The sequence below is a fragment of the Amycolatopsis sp. NPDC104587 genome (assembly GCF_055583645.1).
In genome coordinates this window covers 621,252-645,899 of sequence record NZ_JBVJNO010000003.1, presented here as the reverse complement: position 1 = coordinate 645,899, position 24,648 = coordinate 621,252, and the positions used below count along the sequence as shown (strand labels likewise).

At 72.1% G+C, this 24,648-nt stretch carries 30 protein-coding genes; 16 read left to right on the top strand and 14 right to left on the bottom strand.

Features of this window, described 5'->3' with window-relative positions:
- Positions 1-108: 108 nt before the first annotated feature.
- From ACZ61C_RS11185 to ACZ61C_RS11170, 4 genes are read left to right on the top strand one after another with little or no spacing between them, the layout of a single operon-like run.
- Positions 109-927: an ABC transporter permease gene (locus ACZ61C_RS11185; protein ID WP_465305358.1), complete on the top strand. Its 819-nt coding sequence runs from the start codon at positions 109-111 to the stop codon at positions 925-927.
- Positions 912-1,616, top strand: a complete 705-nt coding sequence (locus ACZ61C_RS11180) for an ABC transporter ATP-binding protein (protein ID WP_465305356.1) — start codon at positions 912-914, stop codon at positions 1,614-1,616. The genes ACZ61C_RS11185 and ACZ61C_RS11180 overlap by 16 nt, the downstream gene beginning before the upstream one ends.
- The gene (locus ACZ61C_RS11175; protein WP_465305354.1) at positions 1,609-2,616 is read left to right on the top strand and encodes an ABC transporter substrate-binding protein; all 1,008 of its coding nucleotides are present in this window, start codon (positions 1,609-1,611) and stop codon (positions 2,614-2,616) included. Before ACZ61C_RS11180 ends, ACZ61C_RS11175 begins: the two co-directional genes overlap by 8 nt.
- On the top strand, positions 2,613-3,716 hold the full coding sequence (locus tag ACZ61C_RS11170; RefSeq protein WP_465305352.1) for an LLM class flavin-dependent oxidoreductase: 1,104 nt from the start codon (positions 2,613-2,615) through the stop codon (positions 3,714-3,716). The genes ACZ61C_RS11175 and ACZ61C_RS11170 overlap by 4 nt, the downstream gene beginning before the upstream one ends.
- On the opposite strand, the gene ACZ61C_RS11165 is transcribed toward ACZ61C_RS11170, so the two are convergent.
- The 5 genes from ACZ61C_RS11165 to ACZ61C_RS11145 all read right to left on the bottom strand — a co-directional run bounded on the left by ACZ61C_RS11165 (position 3,713) and on the right by ACZ61C_RS11145 (position 8,530).
- A complete protein-coding gene (locus tag ACZ61C_RS11165) occupies positions 3,713-4,315 on the bottom strand; it encodes a class F sortase (protein WP_465305350.1) in 603 nt (200 codons plus the stop codon). The genes ACZ61C_RS11170 and ACZ61C_RS11165 overlap by 4 nt on opposite strands.
- The gene (locus tag ACZ61C_RS11160) at positions 4,305-5,153 is read right to left on the bottom strand and encodes a DUF4397 domain-containing protein (RefSeq protein ID WP_465305348.1); all 849 of its coding nucleotides are present in this window, start codon (positions 5,151-5,153) and stop codon (positions 4,305-4,307) included. The genes ACZ61C_RS11165 and ACZ61C_RS11160 overlap by 11 nt, the downstream gene beginning before the upstream one ends.
- An 18-nt stretch (positions 5,154-5,171) precedes the next feature.
- Entirely contained in the window at positions 5,172-6,995 is a 1,824-nt protein-coding gene (locus ACZ61C_RS11155; RefSeq protein WP_465305346.1) for a glycosyl transferase, read from the bottom strand.
- Between the two features lie 107 nt (positions 6,996-7,102).
- Positions 7,103-7,888, bottom strand: a complete 786-nt coding sequence (locus tag ACZ61C_RS11150) for an IclR family transcriptional regulator (protein WP_465305344.1) — start codon at positions 7,886-7,888, stop codon at positions 7,103-7,105.
- Between the two features lie 51 nt (positions 7,889-7,939).
- Positions 7,940-8,530, bottom strand: a complete 591-nt coding sequence (locus ACZ61C_RS11145) for a TetR/AcrR family transcriptional regulator (RefSeq protein ID WP_465305342.1) — start codon at positions 8,528-8,530, stop codon at positions 7,940-7,942.
- A gap of 87 nt (positions 8,531-8,617) precedes the next feature.
- Between ACZ61C_RS11145 and ACZ61C_RS11140 the strand changes: the two genes are divergently transcribed.
- The 7 genes from ACZ61C_RS11140 to ACZ61C_RS11110 all read left to right on the top strand — a co-directional run bounded on the left by ACZ61C_RS11140 (position 8,618) and on the right by ACZ61C_RS11110 (position 16,857).
- Positions 8,618-9,547 (top strand): oxygenase MpaB family protein, encoded by a 930-nt coding sequence (locus ACZ61C_RS11140; RefSeq protein ID WP_465305340.1) that lies wholly within the window; start codon positions 8,618-8,620, stop codon positions 9,545-9,547.
- A gap of 21 nt (positions 9,548-9,568) precedes the next feature.
- Positions 9,569-10,594 (top strand): LLM class F420-dependent oxidoreductase, encoded by a 1,026-nt coding sequence (locus ACZ61C_RS11135; RefSeq protein ID WP_465305338.1) that lies wholly within the window; start codon positions 9,569-9,571, stop codon positions 10,592-10,594.
- Positions 10,595-10,684: 90 nt separating this feature from the next.
- Positions 10,685-12,685 (top strand): neutral/alkaline ceramidase, encoded by a 2,001-nt coding sequence (locus ACZ61C_RS11130; protein WP_465305336.1) that lies wholly within the window; start codon positions 10,685-10,687, stop codon positions 12,683-12,685.
- 11 nt (positions 12,686-12,696) lie between these two features.
- A complete protein-coding gene (locus ACZ61C_RS11125) occupies positions 12,697-13,644 on the top strand; it encodes a sphingomyelin phosphodiesterase (RefSeq protein WP_465305334.1) in 948 nt (315 codons plus the stop codon).
- A gap of 33 nt (positions 13,645-13,677) precedes the next feature.
- The gene (locus ACZ61C_RS11120; protein WP_465305332.1) at positions 13,678-14,991 is read left to right on the top strand and encodes an MFS transporter; all 1,314 of its coding nucleotides are present in this window, start codon (positions 13,678-13,680) and stop codon (positions 14,989-14,991) included.
- The gene (locus ACZ61C_RS11115) at positions 14,978-16,393 is read left to right on the top strand and encodes a pyridoxal phosphate-dependent decarboxylase family protein (RefSeq protein ID WP_465305330.1); all 1,416 of its coding nucleotides are present in this window, start codon (positions 14,978-14,980) and stop codon (positions 16,391-16,393) included. The genes ACZ61C_RS11120 and ACZ61C_RS11115 overlap by 14 nt, the downstream gene beginning before the upstream one ends.
- Positions 16,390-16,857: a hypothetical protein gene (locus tag ACZ61C_RS11110; RefSeq protein ID WP_465305328.1), complete on the top strand. Its 468-nt coding sequence runs from the start codon at positions 16,390-16,392 to the stop codon at positions 16,855-16,857. Before ACZ61C_RS11115 ends, ACZ61C_RS11110 begins: the two co-directional genes overlap by 4 nt.
- A gap of 52 nt (positions 16,858-16,909) precedes the next feature.
- Here the strand turns inward: ACZ61C_RS11110 and ACZ61C_RS11105 are convergent, their stop codons facing one another.
- The 4 genes from ACZ61C_RS11105 to ACZ61C_RS11090 all read right to left on the bottom strand — a co-directional run bounded on the left by ACZ61C_RS11105 (position 16,910) and on the right by ACZ61C_RS11090 (position 20,183).
- Positions 16,910-17,182 carry a DUF6295 family protein gene (locus ACZ61C_RS11105; RefSeq protein ID WP_465305326.1) on the bottom strand — a complete coding sequence of 91 codons (273 nt, stop codon included), beginning with the start codon at positions 17,180-17,182 and terminating at the stop codon, positions 16,910-16,912.
- 11 nt (positions 17,183-17,193) lie between these two features.
- Complete coding sequence (locus ACZ61C_RS11100) at positions 17,194-17,934, bottom strand: dienelactone hydrolase family protein (protein WP_465305324.1); 741 nt, start codon at positions 17,932-17,934, stop codon at positions 17,194-17,196.
- A gap of 126 nt (positions 17,935-18,060) precedes the next feature.
- Positions 18,061-19,752: an MFS transporter gene (locus ACZ61C_RS11095; protein ID WP_465305322.1), complete on the bottom strand. Its 1,692-nt coding sequence runs from the start codon at positions 19,750-19,752 to the stop codon at positions 18,061-18,063.
- On the bottom strand, positions 19,749-20,183 hold the full coding sequence (locus tag ACZ61C_RS11090) for a MarR family winged helix-turn-helix transcriptional regulator (RefSeq protein WP_465305320.1): 435 nt from the start codon (positions 20,181-20,183) through the stop codon (positions 19,749-19,751). The genes ACZ61C_RS11095 and ACZ61C_RS11090 overlap by 4 nt, the downstream gene beginning before the upstream one ends.
- A 142-nt stretch (positions 20,184-20,325) precedes the next feature.
- Here ACZ61C_RS11090 and ACZ61C_RS11085 point away from each other — a divergent pair, with 142 nt between their 5' ends.
- The gene (locus tag ACZ61C_RS11085) at positions 20,326-20,622 is read left to right on the top strand and encodes a hypothetical protein (protein ID WP_465305318.1); all 297 of its coding nucleotides are present in this window, start codon (positions 20,326-20,328) and stop codon (positions 20,620-20,622) included.
- Here the strand turns inward: ACZ61C_RS11085 and ACZ61C_RS11080 are convergent.
- Genes ACZ61C_RS11080 through mrf form a run of 4 tightly spaced genes read right to left on the bottom strand, consistent with a single transcriptional unit; the run spans position 20,619 to position 23,315 of the window.
- A complete protein-coding gene (locus ACZ61C_RS11080) occupies positions 20,619-21,668 on the bottom strand; it encodes a GTP-binding protein (RefSeq protein ID WP_465305316.1) in 1,050 nt (349 codons plus the stop codon). The genes ACZ61C_RS11085 and ACZ61C_RS11080 overlap by 4 nt on opposite strands.
- Positions 21,665-21,814 carry a 50S ribosomal protein L32 gene (rpmF, locus tag ACZ61C_RS11075; RefSeq protein ID WP_125316285.1) on the bottom strand — a complete coding sequence of 50 codons (150 nt, stop codon included), beginning with the start codon at positions 21,812-21,814 and terminating at the stop codon, positions 21,665-21,667. The genes ACZ61C_RS11080 and rpmF overlap by 4 nt, the downstream gene beginning before the upstream one ends.
- The gene (locus ACZ61C_RS11070) at positions 21,814-22,068 is read right to left on the bottom strand and encodes a type B 50S ribosomal protein L31 (RefSeq protein WP_465305313.1); all 255 of its coding nucleotides are present in this window, start codon (positions 22,066-22,068) and stop codon (positions 21,814-21,816) included. Before ACZ61C_RS11070 ends, rpmF begins: the two co-directional genes overlap by 1 nt.
- Positions 22,065-23,315, bottom strand: a complete 1,251-nt coding sequence (gene mrf, locus ACZ61C_RS11065) for a ribosome hibernation factor-recruiting GTPase MRF (RefSeq protein ID WP_465305311.1) — start codon at positions 23,313-23,315, stop codon at positions 22,065-22,067. Before mrf ends, ACZ61C_RS11070 begins: the two co-directional genes overlap by 4 nt.
- 78 nt (positions 23,316-23,393) lie before the next feature.
- On the opposite strand from mrf, the gene rpmB reads away from it, so the two are divergent.
- Genes rpmB through rpsR form a run of 4 tightly spaced genes read left to right on the top strand, consistent with a single transcriptional unit; the run spans position 23,394 to position 24,353 of the window.
- The gene (gene rpmB / locus ACZ61C_RS11060) at positions 23,394-23,630 is read left to right on the top strand and encodes a 50S ribosomal protein L28 (protein ID WP_465305309.1); all 237 of its coding nucleotides are present in this window, start codon (positions 23,394-23,396) and stop codon (positions 23,628-23,630) included.
- Complete coding sequence (rpmG, locus tag ACZ61C_RS11055) at positions 23,630-23,797, top strand: 50S ribosomal protein L33 (RefSeq protein WP_003091682.1); 168 nt, start codon at positions 23,630-23,632, stop codon at positions 23,795-23,797. The genes rpmB and rpmG overlap by 1 nt, the downstream gene beginning before the upstream one ends.
- Entirely contained in the window at positions 23,797-24,102 is a 306-nt protein-coding gene (rpsN, locus tag ACZ61C_RS11050; RefSeq protein WP_465305307.1) for a 30S ribosomal protein S14, read from the top strand. Before rpmG ends, rpsN begins: the two co-directional genes overlap by 1 nt.
- Entirely contained in the window at positions 24,099-24,353 is a 255-nt protein-coding gene (gene rpsR / locus ACZ61C_RS11045; RefSeq protein WP_465305305.1) for a 30S ribosomal protein S18, read from the top strand. Before rpsN ends, rpsR begins: the two co-directional genes overlap by 4 nt.
- 72 nt (positions 24,354-24,425) lie before the next feature.
- Here the strand turns inward: rpsR and ACZ61C_RS11040 are convergent, their stop codons facing one another.
- The gene (locus ACZ61C_RS11040) at positions 24,426-24,566 is read right to left on the bottom strand and encodes a hypothetical protein (RefSeq protein WP_465305303.1); all 141 of its coding nucleotides are present in this window, start codon (positions 24,564-24,566) and stop codon (positions 24,426-24,428) included.
- Positions 24,567-24,648: the final 82 nt, after the last annotated feature.

Genomic DNA, 24,648 nt, shown 5'->3' with positions numbered 1-24,648 from the left:
CGGTTGTTCACGGACTGGGAGTGACCGTCCACGGATTGACTTCCCCTCCGCGGGGCTCGAAGCTCGGGACCACGCAAGCCCGAACATCCCCGTCCCCGGGAGAAATCCGTGTCGATTTCCACCACGGGTGTGCTGACGCGCGCCCGGAAACGCGCCGACGAGCCACCGGCGAAACCGGCCCGGCGGCTCGACCTGCGGCGCTGGATCAGCCCGGTGGTGCTCGTCGCCGCCTGGCAGGTCGCCGGCACCACCGGCGTGCTGCCGTCGGACAAGCTCAGTTCACCGTGGACGGTCGTGCAGGCCGGTGTCGAAGTCGCGCGCAGCGGCGAGCTCGGTGACGCGTTCGCGGTGTCGCTCGGCCGGGTCGGCGCGGGCTTCGCGATCGGCGCCGTGGCCGGCGTCCTGCTGGGCATCGTCTCGGGGCTCTCGCGGTGGGGCGAGGCGCTCGTCGACCCGCCCGTGCAGATGCTGCGCACGCTGCCCTTCCTCGGCCTGATCCCGCTGTTCATCCTGTGGTTCGGCATCGGCGAGGAGACCAAGATCGTGCTGGTCGCGCTCGGTGTGGCCTTCCCGCTGTACCTGAACGTCCACTCGGGAATCCGCGGCGCCGACCCGGACCTCGTCGAAGCGTCGCGGGCGCTCGGGTTCAGCCGCGCGGAACGGCTTTGGCACGTCGTGCTCCCCGGCGCGCTGCCGCAGTCGCTCGTCGGGCTGCGGCAGTCGCTCGGCCTCGCCTGGCTCGCGCTGATCGTGGGGGAGACGGTGAACGCCGACGCCGGGGTCGGGTACCTCATCAACAACGCGCGCGAGTTCCTGCGCACCGACGTCGTGGTGGTCGGCCTCGTCCTGTACGCCCTGCTCGGCCTGGTCACCGACGCGCTGGTCCGGCTGCTCGAACGGAAGGTGCTCCGATGGCGGACGCGGTAGCCCGGGTCCGGGACCTGACCAAGCGGTTCGGCGACCGGACCGTCCTCGACGGACTCGACCTGACGGTGGGGCGCGGCGAGTTCGTCGCGCTGCTGGGCCGCAGCGGCTCCGGCAAGTCGACCCTCCTACGGGTGCTCGCCGGGCTCGACGACCAGGTGCACGGCCGGGTGGACGTGCCCGGCACCGTCTCGGTCGCCTTCCAGCAGCCGCGGTTGCTGCCCTGGCGGAAGGTCTGGCGCAACGTCGTCCTCGGCCTGCGCCAGGACGGCGTCTCGAAGGCGCGGAACCGGGCGCTGGCGGAGAAGGCGCTGGCCGAGGTCCGGCTGGCCGAGCACGCCGACGACTGGCCGCTGACCCTCTCCGGCGGGGAGGCCCAGCGGGTGTCACTGGCCCGCGCGCTGGTGCGGGAACCCGGCCTGCTCCTGCTCGACGAGCCGTTCGGCGCCCTCGACGCGCTCACCCGGATCGCGATGCACGGGCTGGTCCAGGACCTGTGGCGGCGCCACGGGCCCGGTGTCCTGCTGGTGACCCACGACGTCGACGAGGCCCTGCTGCTCGCCGGCCGGGTCCTCGTCCTCGACGGCGGCCGGATCGTCGCCGAACACCGGCCGCGCGAAACCGCCGGCCACGACGACCTCCGTCGCCGCGTGCTGGCGGACCTGGGAGTGACCGAAGATGCGCATGCGTAAGGTTTTGCCCGCGATCGCCGCGGTGTTCCTGCTGGCGGGCTGCGGCTCGGCGGCGTCGTCCTCCGGCCCGGCCGCCGTGCCGTCACCGGTCGCCGCGGCGGACCTGGCGAAGGTGACGCTGAAGGTCGGTGACCAGAAGGGCGGCGTGAAGTCGCTGCTCACCGCCGCCGGCCTGCTGGACGGCACGCCGTACAAGATCGAATGGTCCACGTTCACCTCGGGCCCGCCCCTGCTCGAAGCGGCTTCGGCCGGCGCGATCGACCTCGGCCGGGTCGGCAACACCCCGCCGATCTTCGCCGCCGCCGCGAAGGCGAAGGTGGCGGTGGTCAGCGTTGCGCGCAGCAACGTCGAGCGCGAAGCCATCCTCGTCCCGCCCGGTTCGCCGCTGAACGACGTCGCTTCGCTCAAGGGCAAGACAGTCGGGGTCGCGAAGGGCAGCTCCGCGCACGGCCAGCTGCTGAACACGTTGCACAACAACGGGTTGTCCACCAAGGACGTCAAGGTGAGCTTCCTGCAGCCGGCCGAGGCCTACGCCGCGTTCACCCAGCACACGATCGACGCGTGGGCGATCTGGGACCCCTACACCGCGCAGGCCCAGATCGAAGCCAAGGCGCGGGTGCTCGCCGACGGGCGGGGCGCGTCGAACGGCCTCGCCTTCGAGACCGCGAGCACCACGGCACTGGCCGACGCGGGCAAGAACTCGGCGATCCGCGACTTCGTGGTGCGGGTGGTGAAGGCCCAGAAGTGGGCCGACACCCATCGGCCGGAGTGGGCGGCGGCGTGGGCCAAGGAGACCGGTCTGAAGCCCGAGGTGGCCCAGAAGGCCGTCGACGCGGGCCGCGACCAGCCGATCGCGCTGGACGACTCGGTCGTGCAGTCCGAGCAGCAGCTCGCGGACGCCTTCACCACCGAGAAGACTTTGCCGGGCAAGGTGGACTTCGCGGCGTACGTCGACCGGCGGTTCGCCCCCGAGCTGGATCAGGCGAGGAGCAACGGATGACCATCGGACTGCACTGGTTCCTGCCCACCAGCGGCGACGGCCGCACGATCGTGGAACGCTTCCACGCCAACCGGTCCCAGGGGCCGTCTGCCCAGCGTGAACCCGACCTCGACTACCTCGCGCAGGTGGCCCGCGCGGCCGAGCGGCAGGGCTTCGAAGGCGTGCTGACGCCGACCGGGACGTGGTGCGAGGACGCGTGGCTGACCACGGCCGCGCTGATCCGCGAGACGACCCGGCTGAAGTTCCTGGTCGCGTTCCGGCCGGGCGTCATCTCCCCGACGCTCGCCGCGCAGATGGCCGGCACCTTCCAACGGCTGTCGCAGGGCCGGGTGCTGCTCAACATCGTCACCGGCGGCGACGCGGTGGAGCAGCGGCGGTTCGGCGACTGGCACGACCACGACGCCCGCTACGCGCGCACCGACGAGTTCCTGACCATCGTGCGCGGGGTCTGGTCCGGGCAGCCGTTCAGCTTCGAGGGCGAGCACCTGAAGGTCGAGGGCGCGACGACGCTGGCCGCGCCGGACCCGGTGCCGCCGATCTACTTCGGCGGATCGTCCCCGGTCGCGCTGCCGGTCGCGGCCCGCCACGCCGACGTCTACCTGACTTGGGGTGAGCCGCCCGCGCAGGTGGCGGAGAAGATCGGCAAGGTGCGTGCGCTGGCCGGCGACCGGCCGATCCGGTTCGGCGTCCGGCTGCACACGATCTCGCGCGACACCTCGGCCGAAGCGTGGGCTGAGGCCCAGAAGCTCCTGGACGCACTGAGCCCGGAGCAGGTCGCCAAGGCGCAGGCGCAGCTGGCCGCGAGCGAGTCGGTGGGGCAGCAGCGGATGGTCGCGCTGCACGGCGGCCGCACCGACGGCGGGGTCCGCGGGCTGGAGATCCACCCGAACCTGTGGGCCGGCGTCGGTCTCGTCCGCGGCGGCGCGGGCACGGCGCTCGTCGGCAGCCACGGCGAGGTCGCCGACCTGATCGAGGAGTACCACAGCGTCGGTGTCAGCGAGTTCGTGCTGTCCGGCTACCCGCACCTGGAGGAGGCGTACTGGTTCGGCGACGGCGTCCGGCCGGAGCTGGCGCGGCGCGGGCTGCTCAAGGAGTACTAACCCCACCGGGTCGAGGCGTAGACGACGACGTTGTCCCGATAGGACCGTTTGGCCGCGTCGAAGCTGCCGCCGCAGGTGATGAGCCGCAGCGCGCTGCCCGGCGCGGGCCCGTACACCGCGTCGGTCGGGAACGCGTCCTTCGGGTAACGCTGGACACCGTCCACGACGAAGCGGGTTTCCTGGCCGTCCGAGCGCGCGACGAACACTTGGTCACCGTCGCGCAGCTCGCGCAGCCGGAAGAAGGGCGCCGGCCCGGCCCGGGAGTCCACGTGTGCGGCGATCACCGCCGGGCCCGGGTCACCCGGCACCGGGCCGGCGGCGTACCAGCCGACGTCTTCGAACTTCGCCGGCGCTTCGAGCTCGTGGTCGGCGCCCAGCCCGAGCGGGACGAGCGCGGCGGCGTCGATGCCGATCGCGGGGATCCGCAGCCGCACCGGCCGGACGTCGGCCGCGGCGGGCAACGGCTGGGGCCCGGTCGCCGTCGGGGCCGACGCCGTGGACGACGTCGGCGTGACCGGCGGTGGCGTCGCGGCCGGGGCCGCCGAGCAGCCCGCGGCGAGCGCGGCGACGACGAGCAGGGCGCCGAGGTCAGCGCGCACGAGCCGCCCGGCGTCCCACCGCGAGCGCGGCCAGCAGCGCGACCGCGGCGAACGCCGGCCACAGCGGCAGCCCGGACGACGGCGCGGTGCCGCCGCCTCCGGTCTCGACGCCGAGCCGCGGCGGTTCGGGCAGCGACGCGCCGTCGGAGATCGGGTTCGCCTTCAGCGCCCCGGAGTTCTCGGTGACCAGCAGCGTCGTCGAGGTGCCCGCCTTGACGTCGACGTCGGCGGTGGACTTCACCGCGCCGCCGCTCAGCTGCAGCGGCCAGCGGCCCTCGGGAACGTCGACGTAGTCCGACGTCTGGCCGTACGGGGCTTCCTTGGCGAGCGAGACGCCCTGCGGCGCGTCCACGGTGACCGGGGTGATCGCCGCCGACCCTTCGACGACCCGGACCCGGCCCTTGCCCGCGGCGGGCGGGGTGAGGTCGTCGGTGATCAGGTCGCCCTTGAGCGTTCCGTCGGGCCCGTTCGCGAAGACCAGCAGCGAGTAGGCACTGCGCTCGGCGACGTCGATCGTCGCCGACAGCGCGGGCGGGGTGCTGGACGCGGCGTCGGCGGGCCGCATCGACAGCGTGTACTTGCCGGGGCCGAGCGAGGAGTACGGGGTGACCGCGCCGTACCCGGCCTTGCGGATGACGACCTTTTCGGCCTGTCCGAACGGCGCGAAGTAGATGTCCACCGGCGGCACCTTCGGCGAGAGGTGCCCGACCCGGATCCAGCCGACCCCGGGGCCGGGCGCGGTCGCCGCTTCGGCCGTCACCGGCGTGAGCGCACCGAGCAGGAGCACGGCGGCGGCCAGGCCGGCGGGTCTGAGCAGGAGCTTCGGGAGTGTGCGCATCGGACGGCCTTTCACCGGTCAGGGGGAGGAGAACGGGACGAGCAGCCCCGTGGGGGCGAACAGCGGATAGGTGACGAGCACGCCGCCGGCGGTCCGGACGACCGAGGACGGGCGGAACAGGTCGCGCTGGCCGGAGTAGAACTCCGTCGCGCCGTCTTCACCGCCGGTCAGCAGCAGCCGGCGGCGGGGCTGCCCGGCGGGGTCTTCGCCGGGCACCTCGGGGAAGGCCGTGACGCGCACCGGCTGCAGCGCCGCGAGCGCGGCGATCGTCGCGATGAGCCGGGGGTCGACGCGCCCGGCGCGCAGCACCGCGGCGGCGTCGGGGGCGAGGGTGATCCGGGCCGACGCCGCCAGCGCCTCACCCGCGTGGGCGCGGGCCGACGCTTCCGACGACGCGCCGGGGTCGGCTGGGGACAGGCCCAGGCGCGAGACGGTGACCCGGCGCGCGCCGGCGCCGAAGACCGCGGTCGCGTCCGCGGTGCGGAGGGTGTCGTCGAGGGCGGGGAAACGCTGTCGCAGGTCGGCGCCGTCACCGGTGAAGACGGCCCACTCGGCGGGCGGGCAGGTGGCCGCGCACGCGGCGGGCGCGGCGAGCATGCCGGTCGGCCAGCCGGCCTTGGCGAGCTCGGCCCAGGCGCCGTCGTCGACCAGCAGCCGCGACCCGGATGCGTTGGCCCGCAACCAGTCCTGTGCTGCGCCGAGCGCGCCGCCCCGGTCGGCGGCGGGGCGCAGCGACGGATAACCGTAGGCCCACCCGGCCACGACGACCAGCACGACGACCACCGCGCCGGGCACGATCCCGCGCGCCCGGCCGTTCTCCGACCGGTGCGCGGCGCCGCGCTGCCGTGTCAGGGCCTGCGCGACCCCGGCCAGCAGCAGCGGGGTCACCGGCAGCAGCAGGGCGAGCACGGCGGTGTCGGGCACCCCGGGCACCGCCAGGGTCGCGGCGAGCAGCAGGCCGGACACCGCGAACGGCCGCAACACCGTGACAGCGAGCGCGGCCACGAGCGCGACGACCGACAGCACGGCCCACGCCGGGTCGAGCGCGACCCAGTCGGCGACCGACGGACGGCCCGCGGCCGCGAGGTGCGGCCGGAGCGCGGCGGCCGCCGGGCCGAACGCGATGCCGAGGCCGAGGTTCAGCAGCACCGCCACCAGCGCCGCGCGGACCGGCGCGCGCCGCACCAGCAGCCAGCCGGCGGCGGGCAGGAAGAGCAGCGCCAGGGGCGAGGTGAGGACGGCGGCGAGCAGGCAGACCGCGGCCAGGACGTCGTGCCGGATCCGGGCGCCGGGCGTGGTGATCAGCACCAGCGCCCCCAGTGCCCACACCACCGCGAGGTGCTCGACGACGACGAGCCGCTGCAGGCCGAGCGCCAGCGGTGACGCCGCGACGAGCAGCACCGCGGCCGACGACGCCCAGCGCGTCAGGCCCAGCCGGCGCGCCAGGAACCACAGCAGCACGGTGCCGGTCACCGCCGCGACGAGCATCGTTTCGCGGACCGCGTCGAGCGCGGTGGCCGAGCGGCCGAACGCGTCCGTGACCATCGTGTACGCCGAGAGCTGCCACCAGCCGAACCGGCTCACCCCGGCGCCGCCGGCGTCGGTGAACGGCGTCAGGTGGCCGAGGGCGTAGGCGTGGGCGACGTTCGCGGCTTCCGCGGGCAGGGCCGGGGACGCGGCGGCGAGGTAGAGGACTCGCAGCCCACCCGCCAGCGCCAGCAGCGCGAGCACGATGTCGAGCGACAGCAGGCGGTGCGCGGCCGAAGGACGCGCGCCGGCCGGTTCGGGAAGCGTCGCGGGGGAGCGGCCCGAGAACGACATCCCCCAGCTGTGCTGGGCCATTGGACGGATCGTAGCCGCTCCCGATCACCCGTCCAGCTCGGGACGGTTACGTCATCCGGACGGCCTAGAGATCCTCCCCGGTGATCCAAAACCCTTGTCCCGCATGATTATTTCCGACTGTCCGGAGTGGATCCGGAGAGTGTCCGGGTCAACGCGAGTGCGACCGTCCGGACGGCGGGGGCGACCCGTTCGGTGCGCATCCGGTTGGCCCAGCCCGAAATCGAGACGGCGGCGACCGCGACGCCTCGCGCGTCGAGCAGCGGGCTGGCCGCGCACACGACGCCGACGCCGGATTCCTCGCGTTCCAACGCGATCCCGTCCTCGCGAATCCGGGTCAGCTGACGGCGAAGGAGCCCGGGCGCGGTGATCGTCTTCGGGCTCATCCGGGGTAATCCGGCGTCGATCACCTGGTTCACCACGGATTCCGCGGAAAACGCGAGGATCGCCTTGCCGACGCCGGTGGCGTGCGCGGGGAACCGGCCGCCGATGCGCGACGGCAGTGTCGGCGCGTCCGGCCCGCGCAGCACGTCGAGGTAGACGACTTCGGTGCCTTCGAGGATCGCGAGGTGCACGGTGTTGCGCGTCGCTTCGCGAAGGTCGGCGAGGTACGGCCGGGCGGCCTCGACCAGGCCACGGCGGGGGGAGGCCAGTTGGCCGATTTCGAACAGGCGCAGCCCGAGCCGCACCGCGCTGTCCTCGCGCTCGAACAAGCCGGTCTCGATGAGGTGTCCCGTCAGCCGGTGCACGGTCGTCTTCGCCAGCCCGGTCCGGCGCGCCAGCTCGGAGACGCCGAGCACCTCGTCACCCGGCCGGAACGCTTCGAGCAACGCGGTGAGCCGGGCGGCGACGAGGCCGTCGCCGCTCGCGCCGTCGTTCCGGCCAGCGGTACGCATGGGTTGAGTGTGCCCGATCCGCCACGCGACTGTCAGCAGGTGGAGGTGAGGTCAGTGGTCGTCGGCGCCGAGCACGAGCTTGACGCAGTGCGCCACGAGCCGCTCACGCGAGACCTTCAGCGAGCCGTCGAGGTAGGCGATGAAGACGTTGCTCAGCGCGCCCACCAGCCCGATGGCGACCATCCGGCGTTCGGTCTCGTCACCGTGGGACAGCTGCTCGCCGACGAGCGCGGCGAACACCGGCATCAGGTGCAGGCCGCGCCGGGTCAGCGCGGGGTCGGTCAGCGGCGCGAGCAGCAGGATCCGGCCCCGGCGCGGGTCGTCGACGATCAGCTCGACAAACGCGCGCACCGCGTGCCCGGCCCGCAGCGTGGGGTTCGGCGCGTCGCGCACGGCGTCGACGAGCGCCTGCCGGGCCTGCTCGGCGACGTGTTCGTAGACCGCCGCGACGAGCTCCTCGCGGTCGGTGAAGCTCTCGTAGAAGTAGCGCTCGGTGAGCTTCGCGTGCCGGCAGACCGCGCGGACGCTGGTCCCGGCCGAGCCCTCGGTGCCCAGCAGCTCGAGGCCGGCGGCGACGAGCTGCTCGCGGCGCAGCGCCTTGCGGTCGTCCAGCGTCGTGCCCGCCCACGTGCGGCCCGGCATGGCGGCTCCTCGGTTGACTACATGTGTTGTCAGATCCTAGCCTGACAACAGCCGTAGTCAGTTCCGACTCGACGAGGAGAGCCACGTATGGGCAGGGAAGCCCCCGAACCGCTCGGGCCCGACTCGCTGACCTGGAAGTACTTCGGCGACTGGCGCGGCCTGCTGATCGCGCTGTGGGCCGGGTCGATGCAGAACATGCACCCCGGCCTCGGCGCCGGCGTCGAGCAGCACTCGCGGTTCTTCGAGGAACGCTGGCAGCGGCTGTTCCGGTCGCTCTACCCGATCGGGGGAGTCGTCTACGACGGCCCGCGGGCGCACGAGACGGCCCTCGAAGTCCGCGGCTACCACGACCGCATCAAGGGTGTCGACGCGAAGGGACGGCGGTATCACGCGCTGGACCCCGACACCTACTACTGGGCACATTCGACGTTCTTCGTCAGCACGATCCTCATCGCCGACCACTTCATGGGCGGCATCGGCGAGGCCGAAAAGCGACGGCTGTTCGACGAGCACGTCACCTGGTGGCGGATGTACGACCTGACCATGCGGCCGGTGCCGGAGAGCTGGGAGGACTTCCAGCGCTACTGGAAGCACATGTGCGCCGAGGTCCTCGAGGACAACAAGGCCACCCGGGACGTCCTGGACCTGCGCGGGATCGCCAAACCGCCGTTCCTGCCGTGGCTGCCGGACCCGCTCTGGCGGCCGGTGAGCGCGCTGATCGCCCGCAACTTCGTCTGGCTGACCACCGGGCTCTACGACCGCGAGGTCCGCGACCTGCTCGGCCTGCGCTGGTCCGACCGCGACGCGCGGCACCACCGGCGCGTCGGCAGGCTGGTCAACGCCGTCTTCAAGCTCGTCCCGCACGACCGCCGCTACCACCCGCGGGCCCGCGCCGGCTGGCGGCGCGGGCGCGGCGAGGTGGCTCCGGACGCCGCCTTGGTCGAGACTCCACGCAGGAACCTGCCGCCGCTGTCCGAGCGCGGCAAGCCCGAGCACTACGCGCCGAACGTCGAGTAGAAGCAGACACAGGAGGCATTCGTGAAGCTGGGATTCCACGTCGGGTACTGGGGCAGCGGCCCGACCCCGGGCGCGCTGGAGGCCGTGGTCAGGGCCGAGGAGCTCGGCTTCGACTCGGTGTGGACGGCGGAGGCGTACGGCTCGGACGCGTTCACCCCCCTGGCCTGGTACGGCGCGTCGACCAGCCGGATCCGGCTCGGCACCAACATCGTCCAGATGGCCGCGCGCACCCCGACCGCGACGGCGATGAGCGCGATGACCCTCGACCACCTCTCCGGCGGCCGGATGGTGCTCGGGCTCGGCGCGTCCGGCCCGCAGGTCGTCGAAGGCTGGTACGGCCAGCCGTACCCGAAGCCCCTGGCGCGGACCCGGGAGTACGTGGACATCGTCCGGCAGGTGATCGCCCGCGAAGCGCCGGTGACCCTCGATGGCCAGCACTTCCAGCTGCCGTTCAAGGGCGGCGCGGGCCTCGGGAAGCCGTTGAAGCCGACGGTCCACCCGCTGCGCAAGGACATCCCGATCCACCTGGCCGCGGAGGGCCCGAAGAACGTCGCGCTCGCCGCCGAGATCGGCGACGGCTGGCTGCCACTGTTCTTCTCGCCCAAGAGCAACGCCTTCTACAAGGCGGCGCTGGAAGAGGGCTTCGCGCGCTCCGGCGCGCGACACACCCTGGAGACGTTCGAGGTGCCGTGCTCGGTCCCGGTGCTCGTCCACGACGACGTCGAGGAGGCGGCGTCGTGGATCAAGCCGTCGCTGGCGCTCTACATCGGCGGGATGGGCGCGAAGAGCGTGAACTTCCACCACGACGTCTTCGCCCGGCTCGGGTACGAGGACGTGGCGGACAAGGTGCAGGAGCTGTACCTGGCGGGCCGCAAGGACGAGGCGACCGCGGCGATCCCGACGTCGCTGGTGGAGGACACGTCGCTGATCGGCCCGGCGGCGAAGATCCGCGACGAGCTGCAGGCCTGGGAGGAAACCGTCGTCACGCAGCTGCTCCTGCGCGGAGACGCGGCGTCGCTCACGAAGATCGCCGACGCGCTCGGCTGACCCGGCATTTTTGCCGGGTTGCCTGGGTGGCGGAGCTCCCGTACGGTCCCCGACTAACGCGAAAGTCGTTCACGTTAGTCGGGAGACCGTATGCGGGTGAGTCGTCGTACCGTCCTGGCCGGAGCCACCGCGCTTCCGTTCGCCGCCGCGCTCGGCGGGAGAACCGCCGAAGCGGCCGCGCCGCTCCGGGTGGGCGTCGGGATCGGCGACGTCACCGGGCCCGCCGCCGAGAACGGCATGATGGGCTACTCCATGCCGCAGCAGCAGACCGCCGGCATCCACCTGCGCACCCGGGCCCGCGCCTACATCGTCGACGACGGCGCGAAGCGGATCGTCTTCGTGACCGCCGAGCTGGGCGCGCTGTTCCAGTCCGTGCACCAGGGTGTGCTGCGCGAGCTGGTCCGGAGGTACGGCGACCGCTACACCGAGCAGAACGTCCTGCTCAACGCCACCCACACGCACTCGGCCTGCGGCGGCGACTCGCACTACGCCGCCTACGACCTCTCGATCCTCGGCTTCCAGCAGCAGACCTACGACGCCGTGGTCGCCGGGATCGTCGACGCCATCAGCCGGGCCCACGACGACCTCAAGCCCGGCGAGCTCGCCCTCGGCCGCACGGAGCTGACCGAGGCCAGTGCCAACCGGTCGCGGGTCGCCTTCGAGCTGAACCCCGACAAGGACCACTTCCCGCTCTCGATCGACCCCGCGGTCACCGTGCTGCGGTTCCGCCAAGGCGGGCGGGACGTCGGCGCGATCACCTGGTTCGCCACCCACGGCACGTCCATGAGCAACGGCAACCACCTGATCAGCAGCGACAACAAGGGTTACGCCGCCTACGCGTGGGAGCACGACCACGCCGGCGTCCGCTACCTCGACGGGCCGCCCGGGTTCGTCGCCGCCTTCGCCCAGACCAACTCCGGCGACATGACGCCGAACCTGAACCTGAAGCCCGGCACCCCCGAGACGGAGTTCCAGAACACCCAGCGCATCGGCGAACTGCAGTTCCAGGCGGCAAAACGCGCGTTCGACGCGGCGACCGAAACGATCACCGGCGGGGTCGACCACCGGCTGACGTACGTGGACATGGCGGGCGTCGACGTCGACCCGAAGTACACCCCGGACGGCCGTGCCCATCGGACGTGCACCGCCGCGATCGGCGTCTCGATGCTCGCGGGCAGCACCGAGGACGGCCCGGGCCTGCCGCTGCCCGAAGGCGTCAAGAACCCGTTCATCGACTGGCTCGGCGGCATCGACGCGCCGATCCCGCAGGCCCTGGCCGACGCGCAGGCGCCGAAGGTCGTCGCGGTGCCGTTCGGCGCGATGAAGCCGTACCCGTGGGCGCCGGAAGTGCTGCCGCTGCAGATCGTCCGGATCGGGCAGCTGCACCTGGTCGCCGGGCCCGCGGAGTACACGATCGTCGCCGGGCTGCGGATCCGGAAGACCGTCGCCGAGGCGCTGGGCGTGCCTCTGGAGAACGTCCTCATGCAGGGCTACGCCAACGCCTACAGCCAGTACGTCACGACGCCGGAGGAGTACGACTCGCAGCAGTACGAAGGCGCGTCGACGCTCTTCGGCCGCTACACGCTGCCCGCGTACCAGCAGGAGTTCGGGAAGCTCGCCGCGGCGATGAAGGCGGGGACCTCGGTCCCGCACGGGCCGGTCCCGCGTGACCTCCGCGGCAAGCTCGTCAACTTCCAGCCCGGTGTCGTCTTCGACAGCGCGCCGCTGCTGAAGAGCTTCGGCGACGTCGTGACCGACGCGAAGAGCAGCTACCGGCGGGGTGAGCAGGTGTCGGTCGCGTTCGTGACCGGCCACCCGAAGAACGACCTGCGCCGCGACGGCACTTTCCTGGAGGTCCAGCGGTACGTCGACGGCCGTTGGGTGCGGTACGCCGACGACGGTGACTGGGCCACCAGGTTCCGCTGGACCCGGACGTTCGTGAGCGAGTCCCGCGCCGAGGTCACCTGGGACATCCCGGACAACACCCCGGTCGGGAAGTACCGCGTTGTCCACTTCGGAGCGTGGAAACACGGCCTCACCGGCGCCATCGCCCAGCTCAGCGGGACCTCCCGCGCCTTCGTCGTCTCCTGAAAGGACTCCGCGTGCGCAGGACCGCCATTCTCGCCGCTCTCGTCACCGCCCTGACCATCTTTGCGGCTCCGGCTCAGGCCGCGGACGCCTCGGTGAGCGTGCTCAGCTTCAACCTCTGGCAGCTGCCGTGGATCGCCAACCCGAACACCTCGGACAAGGAAGCCCGGGCCCGCACGGCGGAGAGCGTGATCCGAGCCCAGGACACCGACGTCGTCGTCCTCGAAGAGGCCTTCAGCGCCCAGGCCGAGGACCTGCGCGACCGGCTCGTGGACGCCTACCCGTTCCAGACCCCGCTGGTCGGGCAGTCCTGCTCGACGTCGCCGGGCTGGACGTCGGTGAGCGGCACCTGCTCGAACTCGCCGATCGTCGTCAACGGCGGCGTGACCGTGCTGAGCAAGTACCCGATCACGGAGAAACACCAGCTCGTCTATCGCGCCTCCTACTCCGGCACGGCCGACTACCTGTCCAACAAGGGCGCGGCGCTGGTGCGGATCTTCGCCCACGGCAAGGCGCTCTGGCTGGCCGGCACGCACCTGCAGGCCGACGAAGGACCCGAGACGCTCCCGAAGGCGCACGAGACCCGCATGGCCCAGCTCGGCGAGCTGCGCGCCCTCACCGCCGCCCGCGTCCCGGCGGGCGACGCGGTGGCCGTCGCCGGTGACCTCAACATCGAGTACTGGGCCGGGCGGAACCGCCGTGACGCCGCGGGCCGCACCCAGGCCGAGCAGGGCGCGGCGGCGCTCGGCGGCACCCTGCGCACGACCGGGTCCGGGGAGTACACCTTCGACGCGGTGACCAACCCGGCCGCGGCGAAGTCCGTTCCCGCGGACTACCGCGACACCCTGGACTACGTCGGCTCGGTGCGACGCGCCGAGGTCGGCCCGGTACGGCTGGTGCATTACGACGGTGGCACGATTCCCTCCGACCACTACCCGGTGCGGGCCGAGATCCACTACTGATCCCCTCATCGGATTCGTTCTGCGAGGAGGACCATGGCGACGCTGTCCGGCCGGACGAGGTTCCGCTATTCGCTCGGCTCGTTCGTCACCGGGTCCTTCGGGACGGTTCCCGGCCTCGTCCTGGTCAAGTACCTGACCGACACGATGGCCGTGCCCGCGGGCTGGGCCGCGGCGATCGTGTTCGTGCCCAAGGCCTGGGACGTGCTGTTCAACCCGATCGCGGGCCGGCTGTCCGACGCCGACCTGATCAAGACCGGCAGCCGGCGGCGCTTCCTGCTCGTCGGCGGCATCGGCGTCGCGATCCTGTTCGCGGCGATGTTCGCGCACCCCGGTTTCGGGAGCCCGCTGCCGGACGCGCTGTACGTGGCGATCACGTTCGCGCTCTGCGCCACGGCGTACGCGCTGTTCCAGGTGCCGTTCAACGCGCTGCCCGCCGAGCTGACCGAGTCCGCGACCGAACGCACGAAGCTCACCAGCGTCCGCATCGGCGTGCTGGCCGTGACGATCCTGATCTGCGGCGGGGGCGCCCCGGCGATCACCTCCGCGATCGAGGGCGTCGCCGGCTACCGCGTGATGGCCGTGGTGATCGGGCTGATCGTGCTCGCCGCGACGCTGCTGGTGTACTTCGGGCTCAAGGGCGCGCCGGTCGGCTCGCTGCGGCCGAACACCGTGAACCTCAAGGAGCTCGTCCGCACGCTCGCCGGCTGGCGGCCGTTCCGCTGGCTGCTCGGCACCTACTTCATCCAGGCGCTGGGCATCGGCACGGTGCTCGCCGCCATCCCGTTCTTCGCCCAGCGCATCCTCGGCGACGACAAGTACGGCACCATCCTGTTCGTCATCTTCGTCGGCCCGGCGCTGGTCACCATGCCGCTGTGGCCGCGGCTGGGCGACCGGGTCGGCAAGCTGAACGGCTTCCGCCTGGCGACCGCGGCGTTCGCGGTCGGCCTGCTCGGGCTGGTGTTCGCCCGGGAGATCCCGCTGGCCCTCACGTTCCTCTTCGTGGCGCTGTGCGGCGTCGGGTACGCGGGGATCTCGGTGTTCCCGCTGGCGATCCTGCCGGACCTGATCACGGCCGAGGAGGAGCGCACCGGCGAGACGCGCGCCGGGATCGCGGCCGGCGTGTGGACCGCGGGGGAGACGCTCGGTCTGGCCTTCGGCGGCGGGCTGTGGGCGCTCATCCTCGCGTTCGGCGGGTACGTGTCCAGCACGGACGCCACGGCCGACCAGCCGCACAGCGCGATCGTGGCGATCCTCGTCGGGGCGTCGATCGTCCCGGGGGTGCTCATCGCGCTGGCCCTGCCGCTGCTGCGGCGGAAGGTCCTGGAGCCGCGCCATGAACCCGCCTGACGAAGTCCTCGCGGCGCTGCGGGAGCTGCGCGCCGGTGACCTGCCGACGCACGGCGGCCGGACCTTGGCGTACGTCTACGACAGCGGACTGTCCGAAGTGGACTCCCTCGGCGCCGCCGCGCACGCGCTGGCGTCGTCGGCGAACGGCCTCGACCCGACGGCGTTCCCGAGCCTGCTGAAGCTGGAGAACGACCTCGTCGCCGAAGCCGCCGCGTTGCTCGGTGACGTGCCGGGCGTGGTCGGCTCGGTGACCTCGGGCGGCACCGAGTCGTGCCTGCTGGCGGTCTTGGCCGCGCGGGACGCGAACCCTTCGGTCGCGGCGCCGTCCATCGTGCTGCCGACCACCGCGCACGCGGCGTTCCACAAGGCGGCGCACCTGTTCGGGCTGCGGCGGATCGACGTCCCGGTCGACCCGGTGACGTTCCGCGCGGACCCGGCGGCGATGGCCGCGGCGATCGACGACTCGACGGTCCTGGTGGTGGCGAGCGCGCCGTCGTACGCGCACGGCGTCCTCGACCCGATCCCCGAGATCGCGGCGGCGGCTCTCGACCGCGGCGTCCGGATGCACGTCGACGCGTGCATCGGCGGCTGGGTGCTGCCGTACTTCGCGCGGCTCGGGGCCGAGGTCGCGCCGTTCGACTTCCGGGTGCCCGGGGTCACGAGCATTTCCGTGGACCTGCACAAGTACGCGTACTGCCCGAAGGGGACGTCGGTGCTGCTGCACGCGTCGGCGGAGCTGCGGCGCTCGCACCACTTCGCGAGCGCGGCGTGGCCGGGCTACACGATGCTGAACACGACGATCCAGAGCACGCGCTCCGGTGGTCCGCCGGCGGCCGCGTGGGCGGTGGTGCGGCACCTCGGCCCGGAGGGGTACCTGGCGCTGGCCGCATCGACGCGGGAAGCGGTTTCCCGGATCCGCGCGGGCATCACGGAGCTGCCGGGCCTGCGGATCCTCGGCGACCCGGTGTCGACGCTGATCGCGTTCACCGGCGACGACGGTTTCGACCTGTTCACGGTGGCGGACGAGATGAAGGCGCGTGGCTGGTACGTCCAGCCGCAGTTCGCATTCGAGTCTTCGCCCGTGAACCTGCACCTCACGGTGACCGCGGCCAACCACGGCACCGAGAAGGAGTTCCTCGCCGACTTGGCCGCCTCGGTCGACGCGGCCCGCTCGGCGGGCCCGGTGGTGGTCGACCCGGCGGTGGCGGAGTTCGTCGCGGCGCTGGACCCCGCGACCCTGACGTCGGAGCAGTTCGCAGGCCTGCTGGCGGCGGCGGGTCTGGGTGGCGCCGCGGGCTTGCCGGAGCGGATGGCGCCGATCAACGCGCTCCTCGCAACGGCGCCGGGGCCGTTGCGGGAGCGGCTGTTGCTGGAGTTCCTGGGCGCGCTCTACACGCCATGAACGGGGTGCTGACCAGTCTCATCGCCGTCTGCGGCACGCTGGCCGGGGCGAGCCTGACGTACCTCTTCGCCCGGCTCACCGCCCGGCGGGCGGAGACCGCGGCGCGTGAGGAACGGCTTCGCCGCGAGCGGATCGAGGCGTGCGCGGCGTTCGCCGGGGCGATGACCGAACTGCGCCAGAAGGTGATCGAAGGGTGGTTCCTGCGCCGCCGGAATCCGCACGGCGCCGCCACGAAAACCGCGCACACGGAAGCGGACCGGCGCGGTGCGGCGGCCGACCACGCCCGGTTCGTCGTGCGGATGCTGACCGAGGACGCCGAACTCCTCCGGCTCGCCGACGACGCCTTCGAGCCGATCGGGCTGATGGGCGAAGCCGCGGACCAGGCCGAGCTGAAGGCCCACGAGGATCACAGCCAGGAGATCCTCACCGAGTTCGTCCAGGCCGCCGGCCGCCGGTTCCGCTGACCCGGCCTCAGCGGTGATCCGGGCCGGACCCCGGATCACCGCCCACGAGCGTCTACTGGTTCCGCGAAGCCAGCCCCTCCGGCGCCGACTTGACGGCGGCGTGGATCGCGTCCGCCAGCGCGAGCGCGTCCTCCTCCGTCAGCTCCAGCGCGACGCGCGCCGAAGCGCCCATTCCCGGGTTGCGGAAGTCGATGTTCACCGTGTGCGCGTACGGCGCGTGGACCGGGTGGTCGACGTACACGGTGCCCTCGTTGAGGCGGAACCAGCCGCGGGCGCCCTTGCCGCTGCCTTCGAGCTCGAACTTCTCGGTCAGGTAGGTGCACATGGCGAGTCCTCTCAGGCGCTGAGCGTGCGGGAGTAGAAGTCGAGGATGCGTTCCCAGCCGTCCTTCGCGGCTTCGGGGCGGTAGCTCGGGCGGTCGACGGCGAAGAACGCGTGGCCCGCACCGGCGTAGGTGTGGAACTCGTGCTCCTTGCCCAGCTTCTCCAGCTCCGCCGCGAGCACCGCGACCTCGTCCGGGTCGGGGAACTGGTCGTCCGCGCCGAAGATGCCCAGCAGCGGGCACGACAGCTGCGGCGCCAGGCCCAGCAGCGGCTTCATCTGCTTCATGGCCTCGGGCGGGTCGGCGACGACGAACGCGCCGTAGCAGTCCACCGCCGCGTCGATGTCGAGCGAACAGCCGGAGAGGAACGCCTGACGCCCGCCCGAGCAGTGTCCGATGACACCGACCCGGCCGTTCGCGTCTTCGAGCCCGCGAAGGTACTCGACCGCGCCCTTGACGTCGCCGACGAGCCGGTCGTCCGGGACACCGCCGGCCGCGCGGACCGTCGCGGCCGCGTCGTCCGGGTCCGCGCCCGGGGCTTCGCGGGTGTAGAGGTTCGGGCAGAGCGCGTTGTACCCCTCGACGGCGAAGCGGCGCACCATCTCCTTGGTCGCGGCGTCGTAGCCGGGCATGTGGTGGATCACGACCACGCTGCCGCGCGGGCCCGGGCCGGTCGGCTTGGCCCGGTAGGCCTCGAGCTCGTCACCGCCGTGGCCGGTGATGGTGACGGTCCCGGCGACGATCTCGTCGGTCATCGGTTCTCCATGAGGTCGGTGGTGTTCAGGACGGGATGTTCTGGACGCCCTGTAGGCGCTCCTGCGTGATGGCCGTGAGTTTCATCCCTCACCACCGGTCATGGTCACAGCTGCTGCTGGACACGATCATCGAGACTCCTTCGATCCCTCGGGAGTGTGGAAGTAACGCGCGCCGCGGGAGGCGGATGCCACCGCGGCGACCACGGCCATCACCGCGGCCGCGGTGAACACGACCACCAGGCCGTGGTGGAACGGTCCGGACACCAGCTGCGGGAAGAACTCGCCCCCGGTCAGCGTGGCCCGGTCGGCGGGGGAGAGTCCGGAAAGGACACCCGGGCCGAGCAGGTGCCCGACCGGGTTGCTGCCGAGGAACGCCGCGAACAGCGTGCTCACCGGCGGCAGCTGGGCGACGCCGTCGGCGACCCCGGCCGGGACGCCGTGGGCCTGCAGGCCGCTGGTGAGCGTCTGCGGCAGTGAAGACGCCAGCCCGGCGATCATCAGCGAGAAGAACACGCCGATCGACAACGACGTCCCGGAGTTCTGGAACGTCGCGCGCATGCCGGAGGCGACCCCGCGCTGTTCGGTCGGCACGCTGCTCATGATGGCCGAGGTGTTGGGTGCGGAGAACATGCCCTGGCCGATCCCGCTGACCACGAGCAGGGCGGCGAACAGCGGGTACGGGAAGTCCACCGGCAGCGCGAGCAGGCCGAGGAACGCCGCCGCGACCAGCAGCAGCCCGCCGGTGGAGAACAGCCGGGCGCCGAAGCGGTCGGAGAGGTACCCGGAGATCGGCCCGGCGATGAGGAAGCCGACCGTCAGCGGCAGCATGTAGACGCCCGCCCACAGCGGCGTCCGCTCGTAGTCGTAGCCGTGCAGGGGCAGCCAGATCCCCTGCAGCCAGATGATGAGCATGAACTGCATGCCACCACGCGCGACGGAGGTCAGCAACGCGGCGATGTTGCCCGCGGCGAACGCGCGGATCTTGAACAGGGAAAGCTGGAACATCGGCGCGGCGACGCGGGTTTCGATGACACCGAACAGCAGGAGCAGCAGCACCCCGGCGCCGATGCCGCCGAGCACCCACGGGCTGCCCCAGCCGGTCGCGGCGCCGCCGTAGGGCTGGATGCCGTACGTGATCGCGGCGAGCAGCACGGCGGTCCCGGCCGCGAAGGTGATGTTGCCGCCCCAGTCGACCTTCGCCCGCTTCGGCGTGCCGACCTCGCGCAGGCTGCGGATCGACCAGATCGTGCCGAGCAGCCCGAACGGGACGCTGACCCAGAACACCGCGCGCCAGTCGATCTCGGCGAGCAGCCCGCCGACGACCAGGCCGAGGAACTGCCCGGCCAGCGCGGTGATCTGGTTGACCCCCAGCGCCATCCCGCGTTGTTCCGTGGGGAAGGCATCGGTCAGGATCGCGGCCGAGTTCGCCGTGAGCATCGACCCGCCGACGGCCTGCACGACCCGCCAGCCGATCAGCCACAACGCGCCGCCGCCGGCGTGGAACGGGTCGAACGACAAGGCCACCGAAGCGACGCTGAAGACGACGAAGCCGAGGTTGTACATCTCGACCCGGCCGAACATGTCGCCGAGCCGCCCGAGCGTCACCACCAGCACGGCCTGCACCAGCAGGTAACCGAGGATCATCCAGAGCAGGTAGCCGATGTTGCCCGGGGCCAGGGGGTCGAGCCCGATGCCGCGGAAGATCGCCGGCAGCGAGATGATGACGATGGAGCCGTCGAGCGCCGACATCAGGACACCGAGCGTGGTGTTCGACAGCGCGACCCACTTGTACCGGCTGGGGGTTTCGGTGACGGTCACAGCTCGTCCGCCAGCCGCTCGATCAGCGGGACGGCCGCGGCCAGCCTGCGCTGTTCGGCCGGGGTGAACTTCTCCGCCAGCGCGGTCGCCATCTTCTCGGTGGTCCGCGAGCGCCGGTCGGTCAGCAGCTGGACGCCCGCGGCGGTGACCGACATCAGCACCTTGCGCCCGTCGGAGTCGTCCTTGTGCCGTTCGACCAGGCCGCGGTCGACCAGCCCGGCCAGGGTGACGCCCATGGCCTGCGGTTTCACCCGTTCGAGGTCGGCCAGGCAGCCCGGCGTGGCCGGTCCCTCCCGGTCGAGCCGGGACAGCACCGAGCGCTCGGGCAGGGTCAGCTCGCCGACGACGTACCCCTGGCGCAGCCGCCGGACCAGCCGGCCGAGGGCGACGCGCAGGTCGGTGCTCACCTGGAGCAGCTCCTCATCCGTCACGATCGTCAACCTAGACTGATAAACCTGGGTTGATCAACTCGGACGGAACGGCCGCTAACGGGTGAGGCGGGAGCTTTCGCCCGGCCGGTCCCGGACACCCGGTGTTAGCGTCCGAAGTGGACAGACTCCGGGAGGCGATCCGATGACCATGCCGCACGCCGTGCACGCCGGCCACGACCACGTCCACCGCGAAGGCTGCGGCCACGCCGCGGTCCCGCACGGCGACCACGTCGACTACGCCCACGACGGGCACCTGCACCGGGCGCACGACGACCACTTCGACGAGTGCGAGATGACCGGCCACGTGCCGCACACCGGGCACGACCACACCCACGGCGACGGGTGCGGCCACGTGGCGGTGCCCCACGGCGAGCACGTCGACTACCTGCACGACGGCCACCGCCACGCGGCCCACGAGGACCACTACGACGACCACTAGTGGATGTGGACCGGACCCCACTCCGGGAAGGGGTCTGGTCCGGTGGCCTCGCCGAGGCACTCCCGCAGTGCGCCGAGCAGGGCGTCGCCCGCCAGCTCGACGCCGATGAACACCAGCTCCTGCCGCGGCTCGTCCGCCACCCCCTGGGGCTCGAAGCGCGCCACGGCGCCCGCCTGCGACCACAGCCCGGTCACACCCGGGCGGGACGCCAGCGCGAAGAACCCCTTGGACCGCAGCACGGTCCCGAACTCGCCCGAATCCAGGCGCCGTGCGACGAAGTCCCACAGCGCCACCGGGTCGAACGCGCTCGAGGCGCGGAAGACGACGCTGGAGATGCCGTACTCCTCGGTCTCCGGCACGTGGTCGCCGTTCAGCTCGGCCACCCAGCCCGGCGCCTCCTGCGCCCGAACCGGGTCGTAGCGGCCGGTGCCGAACACCCGCTCCAGCGGGACCTTCCCGAAGCTGCCGGTGACGACATCCGCGGCCGGGTTGAGCCGCCGCAGCGTCGCCACCAGGCGGTCGGTGTCCGGGACCAGGTCCGTCTTGTTCAGCAGCAGGACGTCCGCGAACTCGACCTGGTCCACGAGCAGGTCGCTGACGGTCCGCTCGTCGCCGGCGTACTGGTCGAGCCGGCGCTCCACGAGGGAGTCGCCGGTCGCCAGCTCACGCGAGAAGCTCGCCGCGTCGACCACCGTCACCATCGTGTCGAGGCGGGCGACGGACTCCAGGAAGGAGAACGTCGCCGCCACCGGCATCGGCTCGGAGATGCCGCTCGACTCGATGAGCACGTGGTCGAACCGCCCCTCGGCGCACAGCCGCGACACCTCCTCCAGCAGGTCCTCCCGCAGGGTGCAGCAGATGCACCCGTTGGTCAGCTCGACCAGGCGCTCCTGGGAGCGGACGAGGCCCGCGTCGATGTTGACCTCGCTCATGTCGTTGACGATCACCGCCACCCGCGTCCCGTCGCGGTTCGCGAGGATGTGGTTGAGCAGCGTCGTCTTGCCCGCGCCGAGGAAGCCGGACAGGACGGTGACCGGAACCGTCACGAGTGGAAGTGGCGCATCAGCCGGCGGGGCACCAGCCGGACCTCGCCGTCGACCTTGATCGGGACCAGGTCCGGCACCGCGGCCTTCCACTGCGAACGCCGGGACCGGGTGTTGCTGCGCGACTTCTTGCGCTTCGGGACGGCCATCAGCGCGTCCCCCGCTTCCCGTAGCGGCGGTGGAACTTCTCGACCTGGCCGGCGCTGTCCATGATGCGCTGGGTGCCGGTCCAGAACGGATGCGACCACGCACTGATGTCGACCATGACCAGCGGGTAGGTCTGCCCGTCGGACCACTCGACGGTCTTCTCGGACGTGATGGTGGAGCGCGTCAGGAACGCGTCGCCGGTGGACGAGTCCTTGAACACGACGGGGTGGTAGTCGGGGTGGATGCCGTTCTTCATCGGTCTTCCTTTCGGTTCGCCGCGGTCGCGTCGTGCCGCGCCGGGTCGGGTTCGGTGTCCTCGCACGGCTCTTCGTGCCAGTCGCCGAACGGGTCGGGGTAGCGGTGCCACTCCGCCGGGCCGGCGGCCAGTTCGTCGTCAGTCAGTAGAGCGCCGCGCAGGGCCGCGTCGATCTCGTCGGGCGTTGTCTGGTCCGTCACCACGACGAGCTCCTGCGCGCGGTCGCCGTGCACCGGGTGCCAGCGCAGGGACGCCAGGGTGCGGCGCTCGGGGGAGACGTCCGCCCACGCCGGGCCGTCCGGGGCGGCGAGCCACGGCCCGGCGTGCCCGATGCCGAGCCCGCCGCCGGCCGACTCGATCCAGAACGCGACGTCGGGCTGGCTGGCGACCCACGCGCGCCCGCGGGTGCGGACGACGCCGTCGAGCAGCACGTCGAGGGCGTCGTGCAGCCGTTCAGGGTGGAACGGCCGCTCGGCGGTGAAGGTGACGAGACCGATGCCGCAGTCGACGTGCAGCGGCGGCTGGCCGCGCAGCAGCGCGCCGTGCATGTCGGTGACCTCACCGCGGCGAGCGCCGGACGGGACGGCGTCGAGCACGCTGTGCCCGTCGATCCGGCCCAGCTCGACCCGCGGGACGGACGGCGCGACCCGGTCGAGGACCGCGGACGCCTTCGCGGCGCTCCACGCGTCGACGGCCGCGCCGGCCAGGACCAGGACGTCGGCGAACTCGGCCTGCGAGAGCGCCACCTGGGCGACCGTGCGCTCGTCCTCCGGGCTGGCCTGCAGGTTCCGCTCGGCCAGAACGTCGTCGCCGGTCGCGTCGGCGAGGAAGCTCGCGCAGTCGACGACGGTGAGCACGGCCCGCAGGTCGACGTCGTCGTGCACCGGGTGGTCGCCGACCAGGACGTTCCGGATCGCCCAGCTGACCGGCTCCGGCTCCATGGCCTCGTCGAGCCGCACGACGATCCGGCGCACCTGCGGCATCCGGGCGAGGTGGCGCAGCAGCGGGAGGAGGTCCTCGCGCAGCGTGCAGGACACGCAGCCGTGCGCCAGCTCGAGGACGGTCAGCTGGTCACGCTGGTCGAGCCGCAGCCGGCGGCGGACGACGCCGGAGTGGATGTCGCGCAGGTCGTGGTGGACGACGGCGGTGCCGGGCTCGGCGACCCGCAGCAGCTCGGCGAGCTCGGCGTTCGCGCCGGGGGAGAGCCCGCTCACGAGGACGAGCGGGACGCGGGGTTCAGGGGTCACGGGTGCTCCAGGAATACGGGCGGGGTACGGTGCGTAGAGTAGATGAAAACGAAAACCGATATCAACTCGGGAGGGTTCGTGTCCGCTGTCTGCCAGGTCACCGGCCGCAAGCCGGGCTACGGCAAGCAGGTCTCGCACTCGCACCGCCGCACGTCGCGGCGCTGGGAGCCGAACTTGCAGAACCGCCGTTACTTCGTGCCGAGCGAGGGCCGCTGGGTGCGGCTGCGCGTCTCCGCCAAGGGCATGAAAACGATCGACAAACGCGGGATCGAGTCCGTGGTCGCCGAACTGAAGGCAAGGGGAGTGAAGCTGTAATGGCGAAGAGCACCGACGTCCGCCCGATCATCAAGCTGCGGTCGACCGCCGGCACGGGCTACACGTACGTCACGAAGAAGAACCGGCGGAACGACCCCGACCGGATGGTCCTGCGCAAGTACGACCCGGTCGCGCGCAAGCACGTCGAGTTCAAGGAAGAGCGCTGATGGCGAAGAAGTCCAAGATCGCGAAGAACGAGCAGCGGAAGGTGGTCGCCGCGCGCTACGTCGAACGCCGTCGCGCGCTCAAGGCCGTCATCGCCTCGCCCTCGGCTTCGCCGGCCGAGAAGGGCGAGGCGGTCGTCGCGCTGCAGAAGCTGCCGCGTGACGCGAGCCCGACGCGGATCCGCAACCGGGACGCTTCCGACGGACGCCCGCGCGGGTACCTGCGGAAGTTCGGGCTGTCCCGGGTGAAGATGCGCCAGGCCGCGCACCACGGCGAGCTGCCCGGCGTCACGAAGTCGAGCTGGTGAGCCGGATGCCGAAGCCGAACCGCGACCGGCCCGGCAAGCGCCGGGTGAACCTGCTGCGCGCCAGCAAGATCACGCACGTCGACTGGAAGGACGTCGACCTGCTGCGGAAGTTCATCTCCGACCGGGGCAAGATCCGCGCCCGGCGGGTGACGGGATTGACGCCGCAGCAACAGAAACAGGTCGCCACGGCGATCAAGAACGCGCGTGAGATGGCGCTCCTGCCGTACCCGGCCTCGGGGCGCGCCGGCTGAATCGGGTGCGCACGCTGGGCGGGCGCGCGATCATGGGCGTACGAACGGGGCGTCGCACCGGGATGTCCTGACTCAGGAGGTCCACGCTTGCCCGCCCAGCTCACGCCCGCCCAGCTGCCCGAGGTCCTGCTGAACACCGCCGTCGAGGATCGAAGAGCCGTTCTCGACGCCGCGGTCCTGGCACAGGCTCTCGGACCTCCTGCACCGCGTCACGCCGCCAGTCGGCGACGCCGGACATCCCGCGCCCGGGCCGAGTGCGCCCGGAGCGCCTCGACCGGCGCGCGGCTGCCATTCG